Annotated in this window: 18 protein-coding genes; 3 read left to right on the top strand and 15 right to left on the bottom strand. The window is 61.7% G+C overall.

Going from position 1 to position 20,221, the window contains the following annotated elements:
• Positions 1-34 precede the first annotated feature (34 nt).
• The 7 genes from PJE01S_RS01230 to PJE01S_RS01200 all read right to left on the bottom strand — a co-directional run bounded on the left by PJE01S_RS01230 (position 35) and on the right by PJE01S_RS01200 (position 8,269).
• On the bottom strand, positions 35-547 hold the full coding sequence (locus tag PJE01S_RS01230; protein WP_068831312.1) for a DUF4442 domain-containing protein: 513 nt from the start codon (positions 545-547) through the stop codon (positions 35-37).
• On the bottom strand, positions 547-2,970 hold the full coding sequence (locus PJE01S_RS01225; RefSeq protein WP_068831311.1) for a 3-hydroxyacyl-CoA dehydrogenase/enoyl-CoA hydratase family protein: 2,424 nt from the start codon (positions 2,968-2,970) through the stop codon (positions 547-549). The genes PJE01S_RS01230 and PJE01S_RS01225 overlap by 1 nt, the downstream gene beginning before the upstream one ends.
• A 126-nt stretch (positions 2,971-3,096) precedes the next feature.
• On the bottom strand, positions 3,097-4,893 hold the full coding sequence (locus PJE01S_RS01220) for an acyl-CoA dehydrogenase C-terminal domain-containing protein (RefSeq protein ID WP_068831310.1): 1,797 nt from the start codon (positions 4,891-4,893) through the stop codon (positions 3,097-3,099).
• 16 nt (positions 4,894-4,909) lie between these two features.
• Entirely contained in the window at positions 4,910-5,650 is a 741-nt protein-coding gene (locus tag PJE01S_RS01215; RefSeq protein ID WP_068831309.1) for a TetR/AcrR family transcriptional regulator, read from the bottom strand.
• A gap of 168 nt (positions 5,651-5,818) precedes the next feature.
• Entirely contained in the window at positions 5,819-6,667 is an 849-nt protein-coding gene (locus tag PJE01S_RS01210) for a fumarylacetoacetate hydrolase family protein (RefSeq protein WP_068831308.1), read from the bottom strand.
• 112 nt (positions 6,668-6,779) lie between these two features.
• Complete coding sequence (locus PJE01S_RS01205; RefSeq protein ID WP_068831307.1) at positions 6,780-7,526, bottom strand: SDR family NAD(P)-dependent oxidoreductase; 747 nt, start codon at positions 7,524-7,526, stop codon at positions 6,780-6,782.
• Positions 7,523-8,269: an SDR family oxidoreductase gene (locus PJE01S_RS01200; protein WP_068831306.1), complete on the bottom strand. Its 747-nt coding sequence runs from the start codon at positions 8,267-8,269 to the stop codon at positions 7,523-7,525. Before PJE01S_RS01200 ends, PJE01S_RS01205 begins: the two co-directional genes overlap by 4 nt.
• 140 nt (positions 8,270-8,409) lie before the next feature.
• Between PJE01S_RS01200 and PJE01S_RS01195 the strand changes: the two genes are divergently transcribed.
• The 3 genes from PJE01S_RS01195 to PJE01S_RS01185 all read left to right on the top strand — a co-directional run bounded on the left by PJE01S_RS01195 (position 8,410) and on the right by PJE01S_RS01185 (position 11,852).
• On the top strand, positions 8,410-9,147 hold the full coding sequence (locus PJE01S_RS01195) for a FadR/GntR family transcriptional regulator (RefSeq protein ID WP_068831305.1): 738 nt from the start codon (positions 8,410-8,412) through the stop codon (positions 9,145-9,147).
• Positions 9,144-10,670, top strand: a complete 1,527-nt coding sequence (locus tag PJE01S_RS01190; RefSeq protein ID WP_068831304.1) for a UxaA family hydrolase — start codon at positions 9,144-9,146, stop codon at positions 10,668-10,670. The genes PJE01S_RS01195 and PJE01S_RS01190 overlap by 4 nt, the downstream gene beginning before the upstream one ends.
• 126 nt (positions 10,671-10,796) lie before the next feature.
• Positions 10,797-11,852, top strand: a complete 1,056-nt coding sequence (locus tag PJE01S_RS01185; protein WP_068831303.1) for a malate/lactate/ureidoglycolate dehydrogenase — start codon at positions 10,797-10,799, stop codon at positions 11,850-11,852.
• 108 nt (positions 11,853-11,960) lie between these two features.
• Here PJE01S_RS01185 and slmA read toward each other — a convergent pair whose 3' ends face one another.
• From slmA to PJE01S_RS01145, 8 genes are all read right to left on the bottom strand, one after another.
• The gene (slmA, locus tag PJE01S_RS01180; RefSeq protein ID WP_084389289.1) at positions 11,961-12,611 is read right to left on the bottom strand and encodes a nucleoid occlusion factor SlmA; all 651 of its coding nucleotides are present in this window, start codon (positions 12,609-12,611) and stop codon (positions 11,961-11,963) included.
• A gap of 317 nt (positions 12,612-12,928) precedes the next feature.
• Positions 12,929-13,840 (bottom strand): acetylglutamate kinase, encoded by a 912-nt coding sequence (gene argB, locus PJE01S_RS01175; RefSeq protein WP_068831302.1) that lies wholly within the window; start codon positions 13,838-13,840, stop codon positions 12,929-12,931.
• A gap of 130 nt (positions 13,841-13,970) precedes the next feature.
• Entirely contained in the window at positions 13,971-15,935 is a 1,965-nt protein-coding gene (locus PJE01S_RS01170) for a polysaccharide biosynthesis protein (RefSeq protein ID WP_084389288.1), read from the bottom strand.
• Positions 15,922-16,518 (bottom strand): NeuD/PglB/VioB family sugar acetyltransferase, encoded by a 597-nt coding sequence (locus PJE01S_RS01165; RefSeq protein WP_068831301.1) that lies wholly within the window; start codon positions 16,516-16,518, stop codon positions 15,922-15,924. Before PJE01S_RS01165 ends, PJE01S_RS01170 begins: the two co-directional genes overlap by 14 nt.
• A 13-nt stretch (positions 16,519-16,531) precedes the next feature.
• Positions 16,532-17,092, bottom strand: a complete 561-nt coding sequence (locus tag PJE01S_RS01160) for a sugar transferase (RefSeq protein WP_068831300.1) — start codon at positions 17,090-17,092, stop codon at positions 16,532-16,534.
• Entirely contained in the window at positions 17,076-18,032 is a 957-nt protein-coding gene (locus PJE01S_RS01155) for a UDP-glucose 4-epimerase family protein (protein ID WP_068831299.1), read from the bottom strand. The genes PJE01S_RS01160 and PJE01S_RS01155 overlap by 17 nt, the downstream gene beginning before the upstream one ends.
• 32 nt (positions 18,033-18,064) lie before the next feature.
• Positions 18,065-19,195, bottom strand: coding sequence for a non-hydrolyzing UDP-N-acetylglucosamine 2-epimerase (wecB, locus tag PJE01S_RS01150; protein ID WP_068831298.1), 1,131 nt, complete (start codon positions 19,193-19,195; stop codon positions 18,065-18,067).
• Complete coding sequence (locus tag PJE01S_RS01145) at positions 19,188-20,198, bottom strand: polysaccharide biosynthesis protein (protein WP_068831297.1); 1,011 nt, start codon at positions 20,196-20,198, stop codon at positions 19,188-19,190. Before PJE01S_RS01145 ends, wecB begins: the two co-directional genes overlap by 8 nt.
• Between the last annotated feature and the right edge of the window lie 23 nt (positions 20,199-20,221).

Genomic DNA, 20,221 nt, shown 5'->3' with positions numbered 1-20,221 from the left:
CAGATAAGTTTGAGGCGGCTGTCATGGCACGCTGCTACTTCCGTGGACCGGAGGGAATCCAGGCCCATACAAATTCGCACTCGACCGGGTTCACACCGGCCTCGTCGGTCACCGTGACCTGCACCTTGACTTCACCCTTGTCGCTGGCCTGCATGGCCGCGCGCTGCTCGGCATTCAAGGTGGCCACGGCCCGCAATGAGCCGGTGGCGCGTTTCTTGAACGCCATCTTCAGCTCCTTGGCCAGCGGAATGCAGTCGTCGCGCACATTCATGCCCACCACCATGCCGGTGGCGGTTTCCGCCAGCAGGTTCATGGCCGAGGCATGAATGCCGCCGATGTGGTTTTGCACCTTCTTCTCGTTCTTGATGCCGATCTCGACGCTGCCGCGGCTCATCTGCAGAAAGTCCAGACCGGCCGTCCCGGTAAAGGGCACGGCGCGGCGCAGGATCACACTGCGAAACCAGTTGCGCGCAAAGGCCGGCACTTCGGAGAGCCGATCCAGCTGGCGCTCCAGGCGATTGGGGGGCGTCTTCGTCAAATCAGTCATCAATTCCTCACCGGCTTACCGGTGCTCATCATGCCCATGATGCGTTCCTGCGTCTTGGGGTGTTCGAGCAGCGAGCAGAAGGCCTTGCGTTCCAGCGTCATCACATACTCTTCGGTCACCAGCGTTCCGGCATCCACGTCGCCGCCGCAGACCACGCCCGCGATCAGGCTGGCGATGTGAAAGTCGTGCGCGCTGATAAAGCCGCCGTCGCGCATGTTGACCAGCTGGCCCTTGATGGTGGCCAGGCCATTGCGCCCCGCCACCGGAAATTGCCGCCTGTGCGGCGCCCGGTAGCCGGAGTTGAACAGGGCACGCGCTTCATTGAGCGCCACGAACAGCAGCTCGTCCTTGTTCGGCACGATCACGTCGCTGTCCAGCAGGTAGCCGAGCTTGCGGCTTTCAAGGGCGCTTGTGCCGACCTTGGCCATGGCGGCGGCTGTAAATCCTTCCGTCAGGAAAGGCAGCACGTCCTTGTTGGTCGACGTGGCGGCGTTCTCGGCAGCACGGCGCGCGATGTAGGCCAGGCCGCCCGCGCCGGGCACCAGGCCCACACCGACCTCCACCAGGCCGATGTAGCCTTCCATGGCGGCCACCCGTTTGGCGGAATACACCGCCATTTCGCAGCCGCCGCCAAGTGCAATGCCGCGAATCGCCGACACCACCGGCACGGCGGCGTAACGCAGCTTGAGCATGACGTTTTGCAGTTCGGCCTCGGCCCCCTCAATCGCCTTGGCGCCGCCCATCATGAAGGCGGGCAGCATGGCCTGCAGGTCGGCGCCGGCCGAGAACATCTCGTCGTTGGACCAGATCACCAGGCCCTTGTAGCTCTTCTCGGCCAAGTCCACGCCCAAGGCGAGGCCTTCGGCCACGTCGGGACTGATGGCGTGCATCTTGGTCTTGATGCTGGCGATCAGCACGTCGTTCTGGTCACCGTCCAGCGTCCACAAGCGAATGGCATCGTCTTCGTGCAACGTGGTGCCGGCCGTTTCAAAGGCAGGTGCCTTGGAACCCAGCACGTTCTCGGGAAAGAACTGGCGTTCATACACCGGCAGCTTGCGGCGTGGAATGAACTTCTTGGCCGAGGCGCTCCACGAACCTTCAGCCGTGTGCACACCACCGGCGTCGGCCACCGGGCCATTGAAGACCCAGTCAGGCAGCGGCGCTTTGCTGAGCGCCTTGCCAGCCTCAATGTCTTCCTTGATCCAGTTGGCGACCTGCAGCCAGCCCGCCTCTTGCCACAGCTCGAACGGGCCCTGCTTCGCGCCAAAGCCCCAGCGCATAGCGAAGTCGATGTCGCGCGCGGTCTCGGCAATGCTTTCGAGGTGCACGGCGGCATAGTGGAACTGGTCGCGCAAGATCGCCCACAGGAAGCGGGCTTCAGCACCTTCGGCTTCACGCAGCAGTTTCAGGCGTTCGCCGGCCGGCTTTTTCAGCATGCGGCCTACCACCTCGTTGGCCTTGGCACCGCCAGCGACGTACTCCATGCTCTCCGGGTCCAGGCGCAAAATGTCGCGCCCCTCTTTTTTGTAGAACCCGGCGCCGGTTTTCTGGCCCAGGCTCTTGGCTTCAAGCAGCCTGGCCAGCACCGGCGGTGTGCCGTAGATGTCCGAGAACGGGTCTTCCACTTTTCCGCTGCCCACGGGGCCCAGATTGTCCTGCAGCGTCCTGATCACATGCGCCATGGTGTCCAGCCCGACCACATCGGCCGTGCGGAAAGTACCGGAGCTGGCGCGGCCCAGCTTCTTGCCGGTCAGGTCATCGACCACGTCATACGTCAGGCCAAAGGCTTCGGCCTCCTTCATGGTGGCCAGCATGCCGGCGATGCCGACGCGGTTGGCGATGAAGTTGGGCGTGTCATGCGCGCGGATCACGCCCTTGCCGAGTGCGCTGGTGACAAACGCTTCCAGGTCGTCCAGCACCTTGGGCTCGGTGGTCGGCGTGTTGATCAGCTCAACCAGCGTCATGTAGCGCGGCGGGTTGAAAAAGTGGATGCCGCAAAAACGCGGCTTGATGGCTTCGGGCAGCGCCTCGCTGAGTTGGGTGATGGACAGGCCCGAGGTGTTGCTGGCCACGATGGCGCCGTCGGCCACAAAGGGCGCGATCTTGTGGTACAGGTCGGTCTTCCAGTCCATGCGCTCGGCAATCGCCTCGATGATCAGGTCGCACTCTTTGAGCACGTCCATGTGCTCTTCGTAGTTGGCCTGCTGGATCAGCGCCGCGTCTTCCGGCACGCCCAAAGGTGCGGGCTTGAGTTTTTTCAGGCCTTCAATCGCCTTGATGACGATGCCGTTCTTCGGGCCCTCTTTCGCGGGCAGGTCAAAAAGCACCACGGGCACTTTGACATTGACCAAATGGGCGGCGATTTGCGCCCCCATCACACCGGCACCGAGGACGGCGACTTTTTTAACTGTGAATTTTTGCATGGTGTATTCCTTTATCTGAGAGCCCTCACTCCAACCCTCTCCCGGAGGGCGAGGGGATAAGGCGGAGATGAGGGGCTCCCTCCCCCACTGGAGGAGGGCAGGGGTGGGGGCTGACCCCGCATGGTTTCAAGCCAACGCCTCGTCGGTTTCCATCAGCGATTTCGAACCGGCACGCGCGGTGCGCATCAGCATCGCGGTTTCCGGGAACAGCTTGGCAAAGTAAAAGCGTGCGGTCTGCAGCTTGGCGACATAGAACTTGTCGGTGTTGCCGGCGGCAATCTCGCGCAGCGCGGTTTGCGCCATGCGGGCCCAGAAGTAGCCGAACACCAGGTGGCCGGCCACGCGCAGGTAGTCCACCGCAGCGGCGCCCACTTCATCAGGATTCTGGAAACCCTTGAAGCCGATCTCTGTGGTGAACTTGGTCATCTGGTCGGCCAGGTAGGCCAGCGGGTTGATGAACTCGGCCATCTTCTCGTTGACGCCTTCCTCTAGAATCAGCGCGGCGACCAGCTTGCCGAATTTCTTCAGCGTGGCGCCGTTGTTGCCCAGGATCTTGCGGCCCAGCAGGTCCAGCGACTGGATGGTGTTGGTGCCTTCGTAAATCATGTTGATGCGGTTGTCGCGCACAAACTGCTCCATGCCCCATTCCTTGATGAAGCCGTGGCCGCCGAAGACCTGCATGCAGGCGTTGGTCGCGATGTGGCCGTTGTCGGTCAGGAAGGCCTTGACGATGGGCGTGAGCAGGGCAACGATTTCGCCCGAGTCCTTGCGCACTTTTTCGTCGGAGTGGTGCTGCTCCTTGTCCAGCAGCAGCGTGCAGTAGATGGCCAGCGCGCGGCCACCTTCGGCATAGGCCTTGGCGGTCAGCAGCATCTTGCGCACGTCGGGGTGCACGATGATGGGGTCGGCCGGCTTGTCCTTGGCCTTCACGCCCGACAGCGAACGCATCTGGATGCGGTCCTTGGCATAGGCCAGCGCGTTCTGGTAGGCCACTTCGGTCAAGCCCAGCGACTGGTTGCCGACGCCCAGGCGCGCCGCGTTCATCATCACGAACATCGCGGCCAGGCCCTTGTTGGGCGCACCCACCATGGTACCCACGGCGCCCTCGAGCACCATCTGCGCGGTGGCGTTGCCATGGATGCCCATCTTGTGCTCCAGGCCGCCGCAGTAAATGCCGTTGCGCGATCCCAGCGAGCCGTCGGGGTTGACGTTGAATTTGGGCACGGCGAACAGGCTGATGCCTTTGCTGCCCTGGGGCGCGTCGGGCAGGCGCGCCAGCACCAGATGCACGATGTTGCTGGTCATGTTGTGTTCGCCGGCGCTGATGAAAATCTTGTTGCCGGTCAGCCTGTACGTGCCGTCGGCTTGCGGCTCAGCCTTGGTACGCAAGAGGCCGAGGTCGGTGCCGCAGTGCGGCTCGGTCAGGCACATGGTGCCGGTCCATTCGCCGCTGGTCAGCTTGGGCAGGTAGAGTTTTTTCTGCTCGTCGGTGCCGTGCGCATGCAGGGCCTCGTAGGCGCCGTGCGACAGGCCGGGGTACATGGTCCAGGCCTGGTTGGCCGAGTTCAGCATTTCGAAGAGGCACTGGTTGACCACAAAGGGCAGGCCCTGGCCGCCGTATTCGGGGTCGCAGCTCAGCGCGGCCCAGCCGCCTTCGATGTACTGGGCGTAAGCCTCCTTGAAGCCCTTGGGTGGCGTGACCTCGTGGGTCGTCTTGTCGAGCTTGCAGCCCTCTTCGTCGCCACTGATATTCAGCGGGAAGGTCACTTCCGAGGCGAACTTTCCGGCCTCTTCAAGCACCGCATTGATGGTCTCGGCATCGACGTCCGCATGTTTCGGGATGGCCTTGAATTCGTCGGTGACCTTGAGCACTTCGTGCATGACGAATTGCATGTCGCGCAGGGGTGGGCTGTACTGGGGCATGGTGGGTCCTTTAGCTTTAAACCGGTTTGGATGAAGAGGGCTTGGCCGAAGCTTTCTTCGGCGAAACGGAAGAGGAAGGCTCTGCCTGTGCCAGCGCGGCGTCGTTGCCGTAGCGCGCCAGGATGTTGGCAAAGCCGGTGTTGGCCCGGTCTATGGAACCGGGGGTTTTCAAAAAACGCGCTTCGTAATGCAGCGCCAGAATGAGGCCATGAATCTCGAAGGCCATCTGGCGCTCATCAGCGTCGTCACGCAAATGGCCGGCCTCCTTGGCCTGCACCACCGCGCGGTACATGGCGGCCAGCCAGGTCCGCACCGAACCGGCCAGTGCATCGCGCACCGGCCCGGGCCGGTCGTCGAACTCGACGGCGCCGCTGATGTAAAGGCAGCCCGAATCAATTTCGACCGAGGTGCGGTTCATCCAGTTGTGAAACAGGGCGCTCAGACGCGGCAAGCCCCGCGCCTGTTGCAAGGCCGGAAAGAACACCTCTTCCTCGAACCTGGCGTGGTATTCGCGGATCACGGAAATCTGCAGCTCTTCGCGTGAACCAAAGTGCGCAAACACGCCGGACTTGCTCATGCGCATGACCTCGGCCAGCGCGCCTATGCTCAGGCCCTCCAGGCCGATCTGCGTGGCCAGGCCCAAGGCCGCATCCACAATGGCAGCCTTGGTCTGCTGGCCTTTTTGCTGGCTTTTGGGCGCGGCCACCACAAGTGGCGTGCCGCTGGCCGCTTTGACAGGGTGTTCAGTGATAGGCATGTGCTGAATGAAATAAAACGAACGATCGTTCTATTTTGCAGCACTTTGATGACAGACTGCCCCGAGGGGTTGTTGGCACCCGTCAAATAGAGAACAAGGTCTAGCCGCACTGCGGGTAAACCCTGAGTTTTCATGCCGGGCGCAAGGCCGGCCCGGCCACGCGCCCGGTCAGAGCTTGAAAGGGACCACCAACTGCCGCTGCTCGCCCAGGCCTTCAATGCCCAGGGCTATCTGGTCGCCTTTTTTCAGGAATACCGGCGGCTTCATGCCCATGCCCACGCCGGGGGGCGTGCCGGTGGTGATCACATCGCCGGGCTCCAGCGTCATGAACTGGCTGACATAGCTGATGATCTTGGCCACGCTGAAGATCATGGTCTTGGTGCTGCCCGTTTGCATGCGCTGGCCATTGACTTCCAGCCACATGCCCAGCTTTTGCGGGTTGGGCACCTCGTCGCGCGTGACCAGCCAGGGGCCGATAGGGCCGAAGGTATCGCAGCCCTTGCCCTTGTCCCAGGTGCCGCCGCGCTCGATCTGGTATTCACGCTCACTCACGTCGTTGATGGTGCAGTAGCCCGCCACATGGTTGAGGGCTTCTTTTTGCGACACATAGCGTGCCCGCGTACCGATCACCACGCCCAGCTCGACTTCCCAGTCAGTCTTGACCGAACCCTTGGGCAGCATCACCGGATCGTTGGGCCCCTGAATGCAGGTGGTGGCCTTCATGAACACAATCGGCTCCTTCGGGATCGGCAGGCCCGACTCGGCCGCATGGTCGGCGTAGTTCAGGCCGATGGCAATGAACTTGCCCACACCGCTGACCGGGCTGCCCATGCGCGGAGAGCCTTTGACCAGCGGCAGCTTGTCGGTTTTGAGTTTGCGCAGCTTGGCCAGCGCGGCATCGCCTAGCTGGTCGGGGCCGATGTCCTTGAGCACGGCGCTCAGGTCACGCAGCTTGCCATCGGCATCAATCAGTCCGGGCTTTTCCTTGCCCGGGTTGCCATAACGAACGAGTTTCATGGTATCTCCTTTTTTATTGACACAAGAACAGATAAAGAGATAGGGCTTCTAGAAATTTGATTATCGGGATGCAGGGCAAGGCGCCCGGGAATCGGATTTATAAATGTCCCCATCAGTAAGTGGATCGCCCGCCCGACAGGTCGAACACGGCGCCGGTGGAGAACGAGCAGTCTTCGGTGCACAGCCAGGCCACCATGGCGGCCACTTCACCGGGGGTGCCAAAGCGCCCCAACGGGATTTTCGACAGCATGAACTGGATGTGCTCGGGCGTCATCTGGTCGAAAATCGGCGTCTTCACGGCGGCCGGCGTCACGCAGTTGACGCGCACGCCGGTATCGGCGAGCTCCTTGCCCAGCGATTTGGTGAGCGCGATCACGCCGGCCTTGCTGGCGCTGTAGGCGCTGGCATTGGGGTTGCCGTCCTTGCCGGCCACCGAGGCGATGTTGACGATGCGGCCATAGTTGCGCGCGCGCATGTGCGGCAGCACTTCGCGGCAGCAAAAAAACAGGCCGTTCAGGTTGACCTGCTGCACCTGCATCCACTGCTCGGGCGGGTAGTCCCACAGCTTGACGTTGGGGCCGGTGATGCCGGCCGAGTTCACCAGCACGTCAATGACCGGATGCTCGGCAATAGTCTGCCGGACCGCCTCGACCACGCTCGCATGACGGCTCACATCCACCTGGACGGTGCGCACGCCCGCGCCGAGTTCGTCCCTCGCAGCGGCCAGGGCCTGCGGGTTGATGTCCCACAAGGTGACCGTGGCGCCCGAGGCCAGCATGCGCTGGGCAATGGCAAAGCCCAGCCCGACAGCGCCACCGGTGATGACCGCGTGGCGGCCCGCCAGGTCGAGCTGGTTCATATGGTCATGCCGCCATCGACGGCGTAGGTCTGGCCGGTCACAAACACCGCCTCGTCGCTGGCCAGGAACACCACCACCGGCACGATTTCATGCGCTTGCGCCAGGCGCCCCATGGGCTGGCGCGCCACGAAAGCCTTGCGCGCGGCCACCGGATCCGCATTGGCATTGATGCGGTCGTGCAGCGAAGGCGTATCCACCGTGCCCGGCGCAATGGCATTGCAGCGGATGCCGTGCCCCACAAAATCGGCGGCAACGCCCTTGGTCAGACCGATCACGGCAGCCTTGGTGGTGCCGTAGACAAAGCGGTTGGGCAGCCCCTTGATGCTGCTGCACACGCTGGCCATGTTGATGATGCTGCCGCCGCCCTTGCCGCCGTTGTTGGTCAGCATCCTGGGCAGCGCCGCCTGGATGGCCCAGAACTGCGCGCGCACATTGAGGTTGAAGGCAAATTCAAGCTCGTCGTCCGTGGCGTCCAGCACCGTGCCGTTGTGCACCACGCCCGCGCAATTGAACAGCACGTCGATCTGCGGCATGCTGGCCACAACCTTCTGGATGGCGGCCTTGTCGAGCACATCCAGCGGCAGCGCCTTCACGTTGGCGACGCCTTTGTAGGTCTCTAGCAGTGTCGCGTTCACGTCGGTGGCCCAGACCTGGGCCCCCTCCGCGGCGAGTGCCAGCGCGGCAGCGTGGCCAATGCCCTGGCCGGCGGCGGTGACGAGGGCGGTTTTTCCTTTGAGTCTCATTGCATCTCCATGGTTGTGGCATGCCCCTGAAGTGACTTCAGGGTTTTGCCGGATGTTGTTGCCTGCGATTTATGGGATTATGAATTGGTCTTACCACCTGTCCAATTCTGGCTAACCCTTAATCCCGCACCTTCGCTGCCATGCCGCTGCAGACCGTCGAACCCCAACGCCTTTACCGCCAGATTGCCGGGCAATTGCGCGCGCTGATCACGGCCGGCGAGTTCGTCGCGGGCGCCCGTCTGCCGGCCGAGCGCGATCTGGCCAAGCAACTCGGCGTGAGCCGCCCCTCGGTGCGCGAGGCGCTGATTGCCCTTGAGGTCGAGGGCTGGGTCGAGGTCCGCACGGGTTCCGGCGTTTATGTGCTGGACCGCAGCCGCCGGGACGACCCGCCCCAGGCCGAGCAGCTTGCGCCTGCCGAATGGGGACCGCTGGAACTGATACGCGCGCGCCGCGTGATCGAAGGCGAAGTCGCTTCCCTGGCCGCCGCTCACGCCACCCGCAAGGACATTGAGGCCATCGGCAGCGCCCTGGCGGCCATGAAAGAAGCCACCGACGACGGCGTGCTGCCGCTTGACGGCGACCGCGCATTCCACTCGGCCATTGTCGAGGCCTGCGGGAATGCGGTGCTGATCGAGACCGTGGAGCGTTTCTGGGATGCCCGCCGCGGCCCGCTGTTCACGCGGCTGGGCGGTTATTTCGAAACCGTGCAGTCCTGGCGCGCGGCCATTGCCGAACATGAAGCCATTTTTGAAGCCATTCGCGCACACGACAAGGCCGCCGCAAGGGCCGCCATGCACGCGCACATGGACAAATCCCACGCCCGGTTCAGCGCCAGCTGGCGCCGGGCCAAAGCCCGCCAAACCACCGCAGAACCATGACACCCTTCATCCGACTCCACCCCAACGACGATGTCCTGATTGCCAGAGCCCAGCTGGTGGGCGGCACACAGATCGAAAACATCACCATCAAAGGACTGATTCCAGCGGGCCACAAGATCGCCACGCGAGCACTGGCGGCCGGCGACCCGGTGCGGCGCTACAACCAGATCATCGGCTTTGCCAGCAAGCCCATCGCCGCCGGCGAGCATGTGCACACCCACAACCTCGACATGGGTCCCGACAAGGGTGACTTTGCGCGCGACTACGCCTTTGGCGCGGACGTAAAGCCTGTGCCGGCCCGGCGCGAAGCGAGCTTCATGGGCATCAAGCGGCCCGATGGCCGGGTGGCCACGCGCAACTACATCGGCATTTTGTCCAGCGTCAATTGCTCGGCCACGGCGGCGCGCGCCATTGCCGATCATTTTTCACGGCAAAACAATCCAGCCGCGCTAAAGGATTTCCCCAACGTGGACGGCGTGGTCGCGCTCACGCACGGCACGGGTTGCGGCATGGACAGTGACGGCCTGGGGCTGCAGATCTTGCAGCGCACGCTGACCGGCTATGCCACCCACCCCAACTTCGCCGGCGTGCTGGTCGTGGGGCTGGGCTGCGAGTCCAACCAGATCAACGCCTGGCTGGCCCACGGCAGCCTGCGCGAAGGCGAAACCTTGCGCGTCTTCAGCATCCAGGACACCGGCGGCACGGCCAGGACGGTCGCCAAGGGCATTGCGATGATCAAGGACATGCTGCCGCAGGCGAATGCGGTGAAGCGCGAACCCTGCAGCGCTTCGCACATCACCATCGGCCTGCAATGCGGCGGCTCGGACGGCTACTCGGGCATCAGCGCCAACCCGGCGCTGGGCGCGGCGGTGGATTTGCTGGTGGCCCATGGCGGCACCGCCATCCTCAGCGAAACGCCGGAAATTTACGGGGCCGAGCACCTGCTCACGCGCCGCGCCGTGCGGCCCGAGGTGGCTGAAAAACTGATTGCCCGCATCAAGTGGTGGGAGCACTACACCGAGATCAACGAGGGCGAGATGAACAACAACCCCTCGCCGGGCAACAAGGCCGGCGGCCTCACCACCATTCTTGAAAAATCGCTGGGCGCGGTGGCCAAGGGCGGCACCACCAATCTGGAGGCGGTGTATGAGTACGCCGAACCGGTGAGCGCCCACGGCTTTGTCTACATGGACACGCCCGGCTACGACCCCGTCAGCGCGACAGGCCAGGTGGCCGGCGGCGCCAACATGATCTGCTTCACGACTGGGCGCGGTTCGGCCTACGGCTGCGCGCCCTCGCCTTCGCTCAAGCTGGCCACCAATTCAGCCCTGTGGCAGCGCCAGGAAGAGGACATGGACATCAACTGCGGCGAGATCATCGACGGCGGCGTCTCCGTTCAGGAGATGGGCCAGCGGATTTTTGACATGGTGCTGGCCACCGCCTCCGGCGAGCAAAGCAAGAGCGAAAAGCATGGCTATGGGCAAAACGAGTTCGTGCCCTGGCAGGTCGGCGCGGTGATGTAGTCCTTTTCTTCACTCCCTCTCCCCTTGGGAGAGGGCGGGGGTGAGGGCTCTGCGCGCCGTGAGCCCTCACCCTAACCCTCTCCTAGGGGAGAGGGGATAGAACCCCATAACACCTCCAGCACCATCATGAGCCACATCATCTCCGCCCATCAATTACGCGCCCAGGTAGCTACCGTTTTAATAGCAGCCGGCAGCTCGAAAGAGGAAGCCGAAAAAGTCGCGGCCAACCTGGTCATGGCCAACCTGAGCGGCCATGACTCGCACGGCGTCGGCATGCTGCCGCGCTATGTGGATGCCGTGCTGGAAGGCGGCCTGACACCCAATGCCAGCGTGGAGACCATGCTCGACATCGGCACACTGCTCAGCCTGAATGGCCAGCGCGGCTATGGGCAGGTCATCGGAGAGCAGGCCATGGAACTCGGCATGGCCCGCGCCAGGGCGCACGGCAGCTGCATCATGGCGCTGGCCGACTCACACCATCTGGGGCGCATCGGCCACTTTGCCGAGATGGCGGTGGCGCAAGGGCTGGTGTCCCTGCATTTCGTCAATGTCATGTCACGCCCCGTGGTGGCCCCCTGGGGCGGCACCGACGGGCGCTACGGCACCAACCCCTGCTGCATAGGCATCCCCTTGAAAAACCGGCCGCCCTTCGTGCTGGACTTTGCCACCAGCCGCGTCGCCCAGGGCAAGATGCGCGTGGCGCACAACCAGGGCAAGACCGTGCAGCCCGGCCTGCTGATTGACGAGCAGGGCCAGCCCACCACCAACCCGGGCGTGGTGGTCGTGCCGCAGGCCAACGGATTTTTTGGCGCGCTGATGCCGTTTGGCGAGCACAAGGGTTACGGCCTGGCCGTGGCCTGCGAGTTGCTGGGTGGCGCCCTCACGGGCGGCGGCACCTGGCACCGCCCCGCGGACAGCCGGCGCGCGGTGACCAACAGCATGCTCACCATCCTGATCGATCCGGGCAAGCTCGGCACGCAAGTCGCGTTTGAAGCCGAAGCGCTGGCCTTCGTGGAATGGCTGCAGCAAAGTCCGCCGGCCGCTGGCCATGAAGGCGTGCAGATTGCCGGCGACCCCGAGCGCATTGCGCGCCTGCAGCGTGAACGTGACGGCGTGGAGATCGACCTTCACACCTGGCAGGAAATTGTCGATGCCGCAGGCAAGGTGGGCGCCACGCTTTAAATGAAGTCGACCGAAAGCGCCCAGAGTTTTTAAAGAAAAGGCTTGAAGCCCAACAAGAACGGGCGCAATCAGCTACGGTTTTGATAGCTGAATTCGCCTCTTGAAATTTCAGCCCAGAATCGTCGCCAGGCTGGCGTCCAGATGTTCGGAGGGCAGGCGCTTGAAGCCCGAACGGGCAAAGCGCTGCAGACGGCCCACCATAAAGGCCACGATCACGGAAGCGCGGACCTGGGCATCCACCGTGGGGGTGGCCGCGCCGCTGGCGGCAGCGGCGTCGCGCAGGCTTTGTTTCAGGCTGGACTCCAGCTTGTCGAAGAACTGGTTCATGCGCTCCTGCAGCCGGTCGTTTTCAAATACCAGCGCATCGCCCACCATCACGCGCGTCATGCCCGGATTTTTTTCGGCGAATTGCAGCACCATGACCACCAGCTTGCGGGTGCGTACCGCGTGATCCGGCTCGCGCTCGCCGATCTGGTTGACCAGCGTGAAGACGCTTTGCTCGATGAACTCGATCAGCCCTTCAAACATCTGCGCCTTGCTGGCGAAATGGCGGTAAAGCGCGGCTTCGCTCACCTCCAGTTTGGCGGCCAGCGCCGACGTCGTGATGCGTTCAGCGCCTGGCTGCTCCAGCATGGCGGCCAGCGCCTGCAGAATCTGGACCCGGCGCTCACCCGGCTTCGGACGTTTGCGCGCGGCAGGCTCGGCAGAAGCGGGCGTGGCAGACGGGCTCAGTTCGGGTGCAGACACTAAGTCGGACATAGGCGATAAAAAGAATGTTTCAAAAAACCGGGGATCGTTGCAAATGATTCTCGCACAGCCGCAATTGCGGGCCCGGAGCACCTTAGGTTTGCGCCAGTTCGACGCTGCCGGGCCACCGCAGGCGCGCTGAATGACAGGCTCAGGCGCGGCCACAACATCGTCTCGGCGCAGGCGGGCCGATGTTCAAGATCGGCAAGCTCGCCAGCCCGGCGCACCAGATTTCACAGAGGCATCCGACAAATCAGACGCTATGCATCTGATAGCTGGCTGCGCCCGTCAATCTTGGGTTAGCAGCCTATTTCGCTTGAACATTCGGCTCAATGCGAGCGAATCATGGTCCCGTAGGCCTGGTCGGTCAAAATCTCCAGCAGCATGGCATGCGGCACGCGGCCGTCGATGATGTGCACAGCATTCACGCCGCTTTTGGCGGCGTCCAGCGCGCCTTCAATCTTGGGCAGCATGCCGCCCGAAATCGTGCCGTCGGCAAACAGCTCATCAATCTCGCGCGCCGTCAGGTCGGTCAGCAACTCACCGGCCTTGTTGAGCACACCGGGGGTATTGGTCAGCAGCACCAGTTTTTCCGCCTTGAGCACGGTGGCCAGCTTGCCCGCCACCACGTCGGCATTGATGTTGTAGCTTTCGTTTTCCTCGCCAAAGCCAATCGGGCTGATCACGGGAATGAAGGCATCGTCCTGCAGCGCCTTGACCACGCTGGGGTCTATGCTGACGATATCGCCGACAAAGCCGATGTCGTGCTCCTTGGTCGAATCACTCTTGTCCAGCATCTTGAGCTTTTGCGCCCGGATCAGGCCGCCGTCGCGCCCCGTCAGGCCCACCGCCTTGCCGCCAGCCTGGTTGATCAGGCCCACAATGTCCTGCTGCACCTGGCCGGCCAGCACCCATTCCACCACTTCCATGGTTTCCTCGTCGGTCACGCGCATGCCCTGTATGAAATGCCCCTTCTTGCCGAGCCGGTTCAGCGCCGTTTCGATCTGCGGGCCGCCGCCATGCACCACCACCGGGTTCATGCCCACCAATTTCAGCAGCACCACGTCTTCGGCAAAGTCGGCCTGCAGCGCCGGGTCGGTCATGGCGTTGCCGCCGTATTTGATGACCAGGGTCTTGCCGTGGAACTTGCGGATGTAGGGCAGCGCCTGGGCCAGGATTTCGGCTTTGTCGCGCGGGCCGACGTGGGAGAGGTCGGGGTCGGCAGGGGATGGGTGGGTCATGGTGTCAAGGGATTAGAAAATGAGAATCTGCAAATTGTGCCCCATTGCACGGGCGGGGCCCACACGCGCCCGGGCACCGTCCCCTATGCCCATCCCGCGGACGGCGCTGGTCTCCAGGCCAGCCAGCGCATCACCCTTCAACGGGAACACAGGCCGCAGCGGGCTCAACAGGCTGCGGGTTGTAGCCATGCACCAGTTGCATCAGGATACGCTTGATGGCCGTCTCGTTGTCCTGAATGGCGGCCTGCCGCATGTCGACCAGCACGGTGGCGAGCTCGGGCCAGACCACGAAGTCTTCGCGCGCCTTCATGATGCGCTCGTGTGCGGTGCCCTCAGGGTTGTCGCCAATGAGTAATTCCTCGTAGAGCTTTTCCCCGGGGCGCAAGCCGGTGATTTTGATTTCTATATCGCCATCGGGATTGCGCTCATCGCGCAAGGTGAAGCCCGAGAGCTGGGCCATGCGCCGCGCCAGGTCGATGATTTTCACGGGCTGGCCCATGTCCAGCACAAACACGTCCCCGCCCCGGGCCATGGCACCGGCCTGCAGCACCAACTGGGCCGCCTCGGGAATGGTCATGAAATAGCGGGTGACCTCCTCATGCGTCACCGTCAGCGGGCCGCCATCGCGCAACTGCTTGCGAAACAGGGGCACCACGCTGCCGCTGCTGCCCAGCACATTGCCGAAACGCACCATGGCAAACACGGTGTTGTTCCGGAATTCAGCGCTTTGCGTGCCATCAGGCAAATGAAAGCGTACCGACGTGCTGGCCGCCAGGGCCTGCAACACCAGCTCCGCCATGCGCTTGGTAGCCCCCATCACATTGGTGGGACGAACCGCCTTGTCGGTGGACACCAGCACAAAATGCGCGGCGCCACTTTCCATGGCCGCGCGGGCCATGTTCAAGGTGCCAAAGACATTGTTCAACACGCCCTCAGCGGGGTTGCTCTCCACCAGCGGCACATGCTTGTAAGCGGCCGCGTGGTAGACGGTGGCGGGCCGGTAAAGCAGGCAAATTTCCTTCAGGCGCCCAAAGTTTCCCACGCTGGCAAGCAGCGGGACCACGTTCACCCGCAGCCCATGCTCGGCACATAGGCCCTCCAGTTCGCGATGGATGGTGTAGAGGCCAAATTCATTGTGTTCCACCAGCACCAGCTGGCGCGGCTTCTCCAGAATGATCTGGCGGCACAACTCGCCGCCGATACTGCCGCCAGCGCCCGTCACCAGCACCGTCTTGCCAGCCAGGTTGCGCGCCAGCAAGGTGGAATCGGGTGGCACCGGCGCGCGGCCCAAAAGGTCTTCGACGTCCAGCTCCTGAAAGTCCTGAACCGTCACCCGCCCGGAAGCCAGGTCAACCATGCCCGGCAAGGTGCGAACGTGAACCGGCAACTCCCGCAAGCTGGCAATGATTGCATTGCGGCGCGCACGGTCCAGGGACGGCATGGCCAGCAGAATGTCGGTCACGCCCATGCGCTCTACCGCAGCCGCCACATCATCCGGGCCGATGATATCGACACCGTTGATGCTTCGCCCCGCCTTGGTCTTGTCATCATCGATAAAGCCGCGCAACACAAACTGGCGCGCCATGCCCAGAGCAGAGGCCGTTTGCACCCCCGCCTCCCCGGCACCGTATATGAGCAGACGGCCCTCAGCGTGGCTAGACCTGCCGGCCCCACCCGCCAGCCAAAACCGGGCCAGCGCACGACTGGTGCCTACCAGCAGCAAAAACAGGATGGGCTGAATCAACCCTACACTGCGCGGCACGCCCACCCACTGAAACAACAACAGGGAGAGGAAGAACAACACCGCATAGACCCCTACCGCCTTGGCTGTAGTAGCCAGGGCCGCCAGCCCGGTGTAACGAAAGATCGCACGGTACAAGCCCAAGTGCACAAACAAAGGGAATGCCAGCAGGGGCGCCAGCAGGTAAACATACTTCTGCTGATGCTGAGGCCATCCCGTCTGGTCAATCCGCAAATAGAAGGAAAACCACACGGAAGCCAGTGCCAGTACCAGATCGAGCGCGACCACCACCAGGCGCTTGACGGGACGCGGCAGTGCCAGCAAGGGATCGATTATTGATTTATTGAATGGCATTTCGACTTCTTATTTCACTGACCGCCTGGCCGGCCTCCAGCACAAGCCCGGCATCAATCTTGACGCCATAACCCAGAACAGATCCCGCCTGCATCCACGCGCCACGGCCCAACACCGAGCCCCCCGCCATACCGGCGTTCACGCCCAAATGGCCGAAGTCTTCAACCCGGCAATGGTGGTCAACCACCGCACCGCAATTGACGATGACGCCTGTGCCCAGTTGAGCTTCGGTGCCAACAATGGCCCCTGCCATGATGGCACTCCCGGCACCAATCACTGCCCGGGGCGACACGATGGCTTTGGGGTGGATAACAGTCGCCAGCTCAAAGCCTGCCGCAGTCAGCCGGCCATGCAGCTCCTCGCGCAAGCGGTTGTTGCCTATGGCCACGATGGCCGCATCGGCATGCTGGCGGCAATTGGCGATATCAGCGGTGGCGCCAAAAACCGGCCACTCCCACACCTGCTGCAGAGCGGGAGCCGCATCGTCAGCAAACCCCGCCAACTGGAAGGCGCCACCCGCCAATACAGCCTCGGCGACTGAACGGCCATGCCCGCCGGCCCCCACGATTAACAAACGTTTCATTGCACACTGTCCATCAATGGGTAATTCCGTCACGCCGAATCACCTTCACAAACGTCAACCAAAGGATACGAATGTCAAACCACAGCGACTGGCGTCGCAGGTATTCAACATCCAGCTGGACCTTGTCGGGAATGGGCAACTCGTCACGCCCATTAATTTGCGCCCAACCCGTCAGCCCAGGCAGCAGTTCATGCACGCCATATCGAGTACGTAGCGCTATCAAATCATGTTGATTGAACAGCGCCGGGCGCGGCCCTACAAAGCTCATGTCTCCAAGCAAAATGCTCCAGAGCTGCGGCAACTCGTCCAAACTACTCTTACGCAGGAAGCTGCCAATCGGCGTAAGGTGCGCCTTGGGGTTGGCCAGCAAATGCGTAGCCACGGCAGGCGTGCCTACCCGCATGCTGCGGAACTTGGGCATTTTGAAAATCTTGTTGTTGCGCCCCACCCGGTCGGACCAGTACAGGGCGGGTCCCGGTGATGTCAGGCGGACAGCCACTACAACCATCGCAACAGGAAGCGCCAAAACCACGGCCGCGCACAAGGCGAGCATCAAATCAAACAGACGCTTCACGCAAATATCCCTCCGCCGCTTTTTTTAACCCTTCATCGACAGACAAGGGCGGCGTCCACCCCAGCAACTGCCTGGTTTTTGATATATCAACCTGCAAAGACCCGCACAAGCGCTGCGCAACGGCCGGCTTTCCCACAAGCACAGCACCCAGCTTGAGCAAAGCAGGCGGAACGGGAGCCAAACGCGCCGGCCGACCCAAGGCCTGCCCCATGCGCTGCAGCAATTGCGTCGTGGACAAGTCTTCGCCATCGGACACCAGAAACGTCTGATTCACAGCTGCCTGGTGATCAACGCATGTCACGATCAAATCAACCAGGTTGTCCAGCGCCACCAGGCTACGGCGGTTCTTAATGGCGCCCAGAGGCAAAGGCACACCGCGGGCCAACCAGCGCATCATGGCCTGAAAATTGGCCTTCACACCAGGTCCGTACACCAATGGAGGCCGAATGATCACGACCTCCATGCCCGTTTCTGCAGCAATCTCGCGCAGTCCTTGCTCAGCCTCCATTTTGGAAACGCCGTAGGGATCAAGGGGCGCGGGAATGTCATCTGCAAAAAAAGGAAGCCCCAACGTCGTGGCTTCCCCATTGACCTTGATGGAACTGATAAAGACAAATCGCCGGACACCGGCTGCTGCCGCCTGTCGGGCGAGGTTCAGCGTGCCTTGGACGTTGATGCGGCGGAACTCTGCCAGCGGATCGACGGCCACGTCTTGCATCACATGTACCCGGGCTGCAGCGTGAACGACCGCCTCAACACCCGCGAGGGCCGCTGACCAATCAGTTTGCGCCGACAGATCGCCTACCGTCACCATTGCGGCGTTTGCTGCCGTGCTCACACCCGCACGCCGCGTTGCTACGCGAACCAAGCGCCCACGCTTGACAAAAAGATCAACTGCGGCACCGCCGACGAAGCCTGAGGCGCCAGTCACGAGAATCATATTTGTCTCATTTAAAGATATATCGCGCGGCATCACACCTTTTGCCAGACTTTCCTGTTCACAAAATCTGTATAGCTCAAGATAATTCGCAACACCTTGTCTGAAACATTGGCTGGCTCATAGTCAGTCACCATTCGCAGTGACCGATCTTCTCCGCGCGGCTGACTTGCCAACAAATCCAGCGCTTGGAGCACCCTGTTGACATCCAGACCGACAAACATCACAGCAGCCTCTTCAAAGCCCTCTGGCCGCTCGTGAACTTCACGCAGGTTCAGCGCCGGGAAATTGAGAATTGAAGACTCCTCGGTAATCGTGCCACTGTCTGACAGTACTGCATGCGCGCCCGTCTGGAGCCGGATGTAATCCAGAAAGCCAAAGGGTTTGTGAAATTGCACCAGAGGGTGAGCACTAAGCCCTAAAGCATCCATCCGCTTGCGCGTGCGTGGATGAGTGGAAACAATGACGGGTTCACCATATTCCTGCGCCAGCGCATTCAATACCTCAAAAAGTCGCTGCAAATTGCGCGGAGAGTCGACGTTTTCCTCGCGGTGAGCGCTCACCACAAAATAATGCCGCTCGGACAGATCCAACCGAGCAAGCACATCAGAGCGTTCAATGCCCGAACGGTAGTACTCAATGACTTCGCGCATTGGACTTCCGGTCTTGATCACCTGGTCTGGCGGCAAGCCCTCGCGCAGCAAATACTCACGGGCAATCTCGCTGTAGGTAAGGTTGATGTCCGATGTGTGGTCTACGATGCGCCGGTTGATCTCTTCCGGCACCCGAAAGTCAAAACATCGATTTCCGGCCTCCATATGAAAGATCGGGATTTTTCGGCGCTTTGCGGCAATAGCAGCAAGGCTGCTGTTGGTGTCACCCAGCAAAAGCAAGGCCTCGGGCTGGTACTGCTCCATCACCTTGTCCGCGGAAATAATGACTTGGCCTATGGTTTCCGCCGCCGAGACGCCGGCAGCCTCCAGAAACGCGTCAGGTTTACGAATACCCAGGTCGCTGAAAAACACCCCATTGAGCTCGTAGTCGTAATTTTGCCCGGTGTGCACAAGTACATGTTCGCAATGCCGGTCTAGCTTATCAATGACGCGGGACAGGCGAATGATCTCTGGCCGCGTCCCGACAATCGTCATGACCTTGAGTTTACGCATGAACAGCCTCGCGAATGATGTCCAGCTTCATCAACACCTCCTTGACCTGCTCGACATCCAGGCGATGGGTGTTGTGTGAGGTGTAATCGTCTATTTTGGAAATTTCCGTTTCACCCTCCACAAAATACTTGTCGTAGTTGAGGTCGCGCGAATCAGCGGGAATCCTGTAGTACCCCCCCAGGTCATCTGCGCGGGCCATTTCTTCGCGCGATACCAGCGATTCGTACAACTTTTCGCCGTGGCGAGTACCGATAATCTTGATGTCGTCGGCGCTACGCAATAACTCCTTCATGGCCTGCGCCAAGTCGCCCACCGTGGATGCTGGGGCCTTCTGCACAAAGATGTCACCCGGGCGCGCGTGCTCAAAAGCGTACAGAACCAAGTCCACCGACTCCTCAAGCGACATCAGGAAGCGTGTCATGTTGGGATCAGTCACCGTCAGAGGTTTGCCGTCCTGCAATTGACTCAGGAAAAGCGGAATCACTGACCCACGCGAGGCCATCACATTGCCATAGCGTGTAGCAGACAGCACCGTTTTACCGGGATCGCACAGCCGCGACTTGGCCACCATCAGCTTTTCCATCATCGCCTTGGAGATCCCCATGGCGTTGATCGGATACACCGCCTTGTCGGTACTAAGCACCACGCAGCGCTTCACCTCGTGAGCGATGGCGGCGCGCATCACGTTTTCGGCACCCAGCACATTGGTACGCACGGCCTCCATGGGATAAAACTCGCATGACGGCACCTGTTTGAGTGCGGCAGCGTGAAACACAAAATCCACACCGCGCAGCGCATCATGAACGCTGTCGTACTCTCGCACATCACCAATGTAAAACTTGAGCTTGTCGCTCTTGAGAGCGATGCGCATATCTTCCTGCTTTTTCTCGTCGCGGCTAAAAATGCGAATCTCTGAAAAATCCGAATGCAAGAAACGGTTGAGTACGGCATTGCCGAATGAGCCCGTTCCTCCGGTAATAAGCAGTACCTTGTCTTTAAACATCTCGTCGACTTCCCTCTATATGT

The sequence above is a fragment of the Polaromonas jejuensis NBRC 106434 genome (assembly GCF_001598235.1).
GTDB classification, from domain to species: domain Bacteria; phylum Pseudomonadota; class Gammaproteobacteria; order Burkholderiales; family Burkholderiaceae_C; genus Polaromonas; species Polaromonas jejuensis.
Note: the sequence above shows the minus strand (reverse complement) of the source record. Positions and strands in the feature narration are given on the sequence as shown.

Coding starts and splice junctions, on each gene's coding strand:
- PJE01S_RS01230 (WP_068831312.1), bottom strand. CDS start 547: ATGACTGATTTGACGAAGACGCCCCCCAATCGCCTGGAGCGCCAGCTG.
- PJE01S_RS01225 (WP_068831311.1), bottom strand. CDS start 2,970: ATGCAAAAATTCACAGTTAAAAAAGTCGCCGTCCTCGGTGCCGGTGTG.
- PJE01S_RS01220 (WP_068831310.1), bottom strand. CDS start 4,893: ATGCCCCAGTACAGCCCACCCCTGCGCGACATGCAATTCGTCATGCAC.
- PJE01S_RS01215 (WP_068831309.1), bottom strand. CDS start 5,650: ATGCCTATCACTGAACACCCTGTCAAAGCGGCCAGCGGCACGCCACTT.
- PJE01S_RS01210 (WP_068831308.1), bottom strand. CDS start 6,667: ATGAAACTCGTTCGTTATGGCAACCCGGGCAAGGAAAAGCCCGGACTG.
- PJE01S_RS01205 (WP_068831307.1), bottom strand. CDS start 7,526: ATGAACCAGCTCGACCTGGCGGGCCGCCACGCGGTCATCACCGGTGGC.
- PJE01S_RS01200 (WP_068831306.1), bottom strand. CDS start 8,269: ATGAGACTCAAAGGAAAAACCGCCCTCGTCACCGCCGCCGGCCAGGGC.
- PJE01S_RS01195 (WP_068831305.1), top strand. CDS start 8,410: ATGCCGCTGCAGACCGTCGAACCCCAACGCCTTTACCGCCAGATTGCC.
- PJE01S_RS01190 (WP_068831304.1), top strand. CDS start 9,144: ATGACACCCTTCATCCGACTCCACCCCAACGACGATGTCCTGATTGCC.
- PJE01S_RS01185 (WP_068831303.1), top strand. CDS start 10,797: ATGAGCCACATCATCTCCGCCCATCAATTACGCGCCCAGGTAGCTACC.
- slmA (WP_084389289.1), bottom strand. CDS start 12,611: ATGTCCGACTTAGTGTCTGCACCCGAACTGAGCCCGTCTGCCACGCCC.
- argB (WP_068831302.1), bottom strand. CDS start 13,840: ATGACCCACCCATCCCCTGCCGACCCCGACCTCTCCCACGTCGGCCCG.
- PJE01S_RS01170 (WP_084389288.1), bottom strand. CDS start 15,935: ATGCCATTCAATAAATCAATAATCGATCCCTTGCTGGCACTGCCGCGT.
- PJE01S_RS01165 (WP_068831301.1), bottom strand. CDS start 16,518: ATGAAACGTTTGTTAATCGTGGGGGCCGGCGGGCATGGCCGTTCAGTC.
- PJE01S_RS01155 (WP_068831299.1), bottom strand. CDS start 18,032: ATGATTCTCGTGACTGGCGCCTCAGGCTTCGTCGGCGGTGCCGCAGTT.
- wecB (WP_068831298.1), bottom strand. CDS start 19,195: ATGCGTAAACTCAAGGTCATGACGATTGTCGGGACGCGGCCAGAGATC.
- PJE01S_RS01145 (WP_068831297.1), bottom strand. CDS start 20,198: ATGTTTAAAGACAAGGTACTGCTTATTACCGGAGGAACGGGCTCATTC.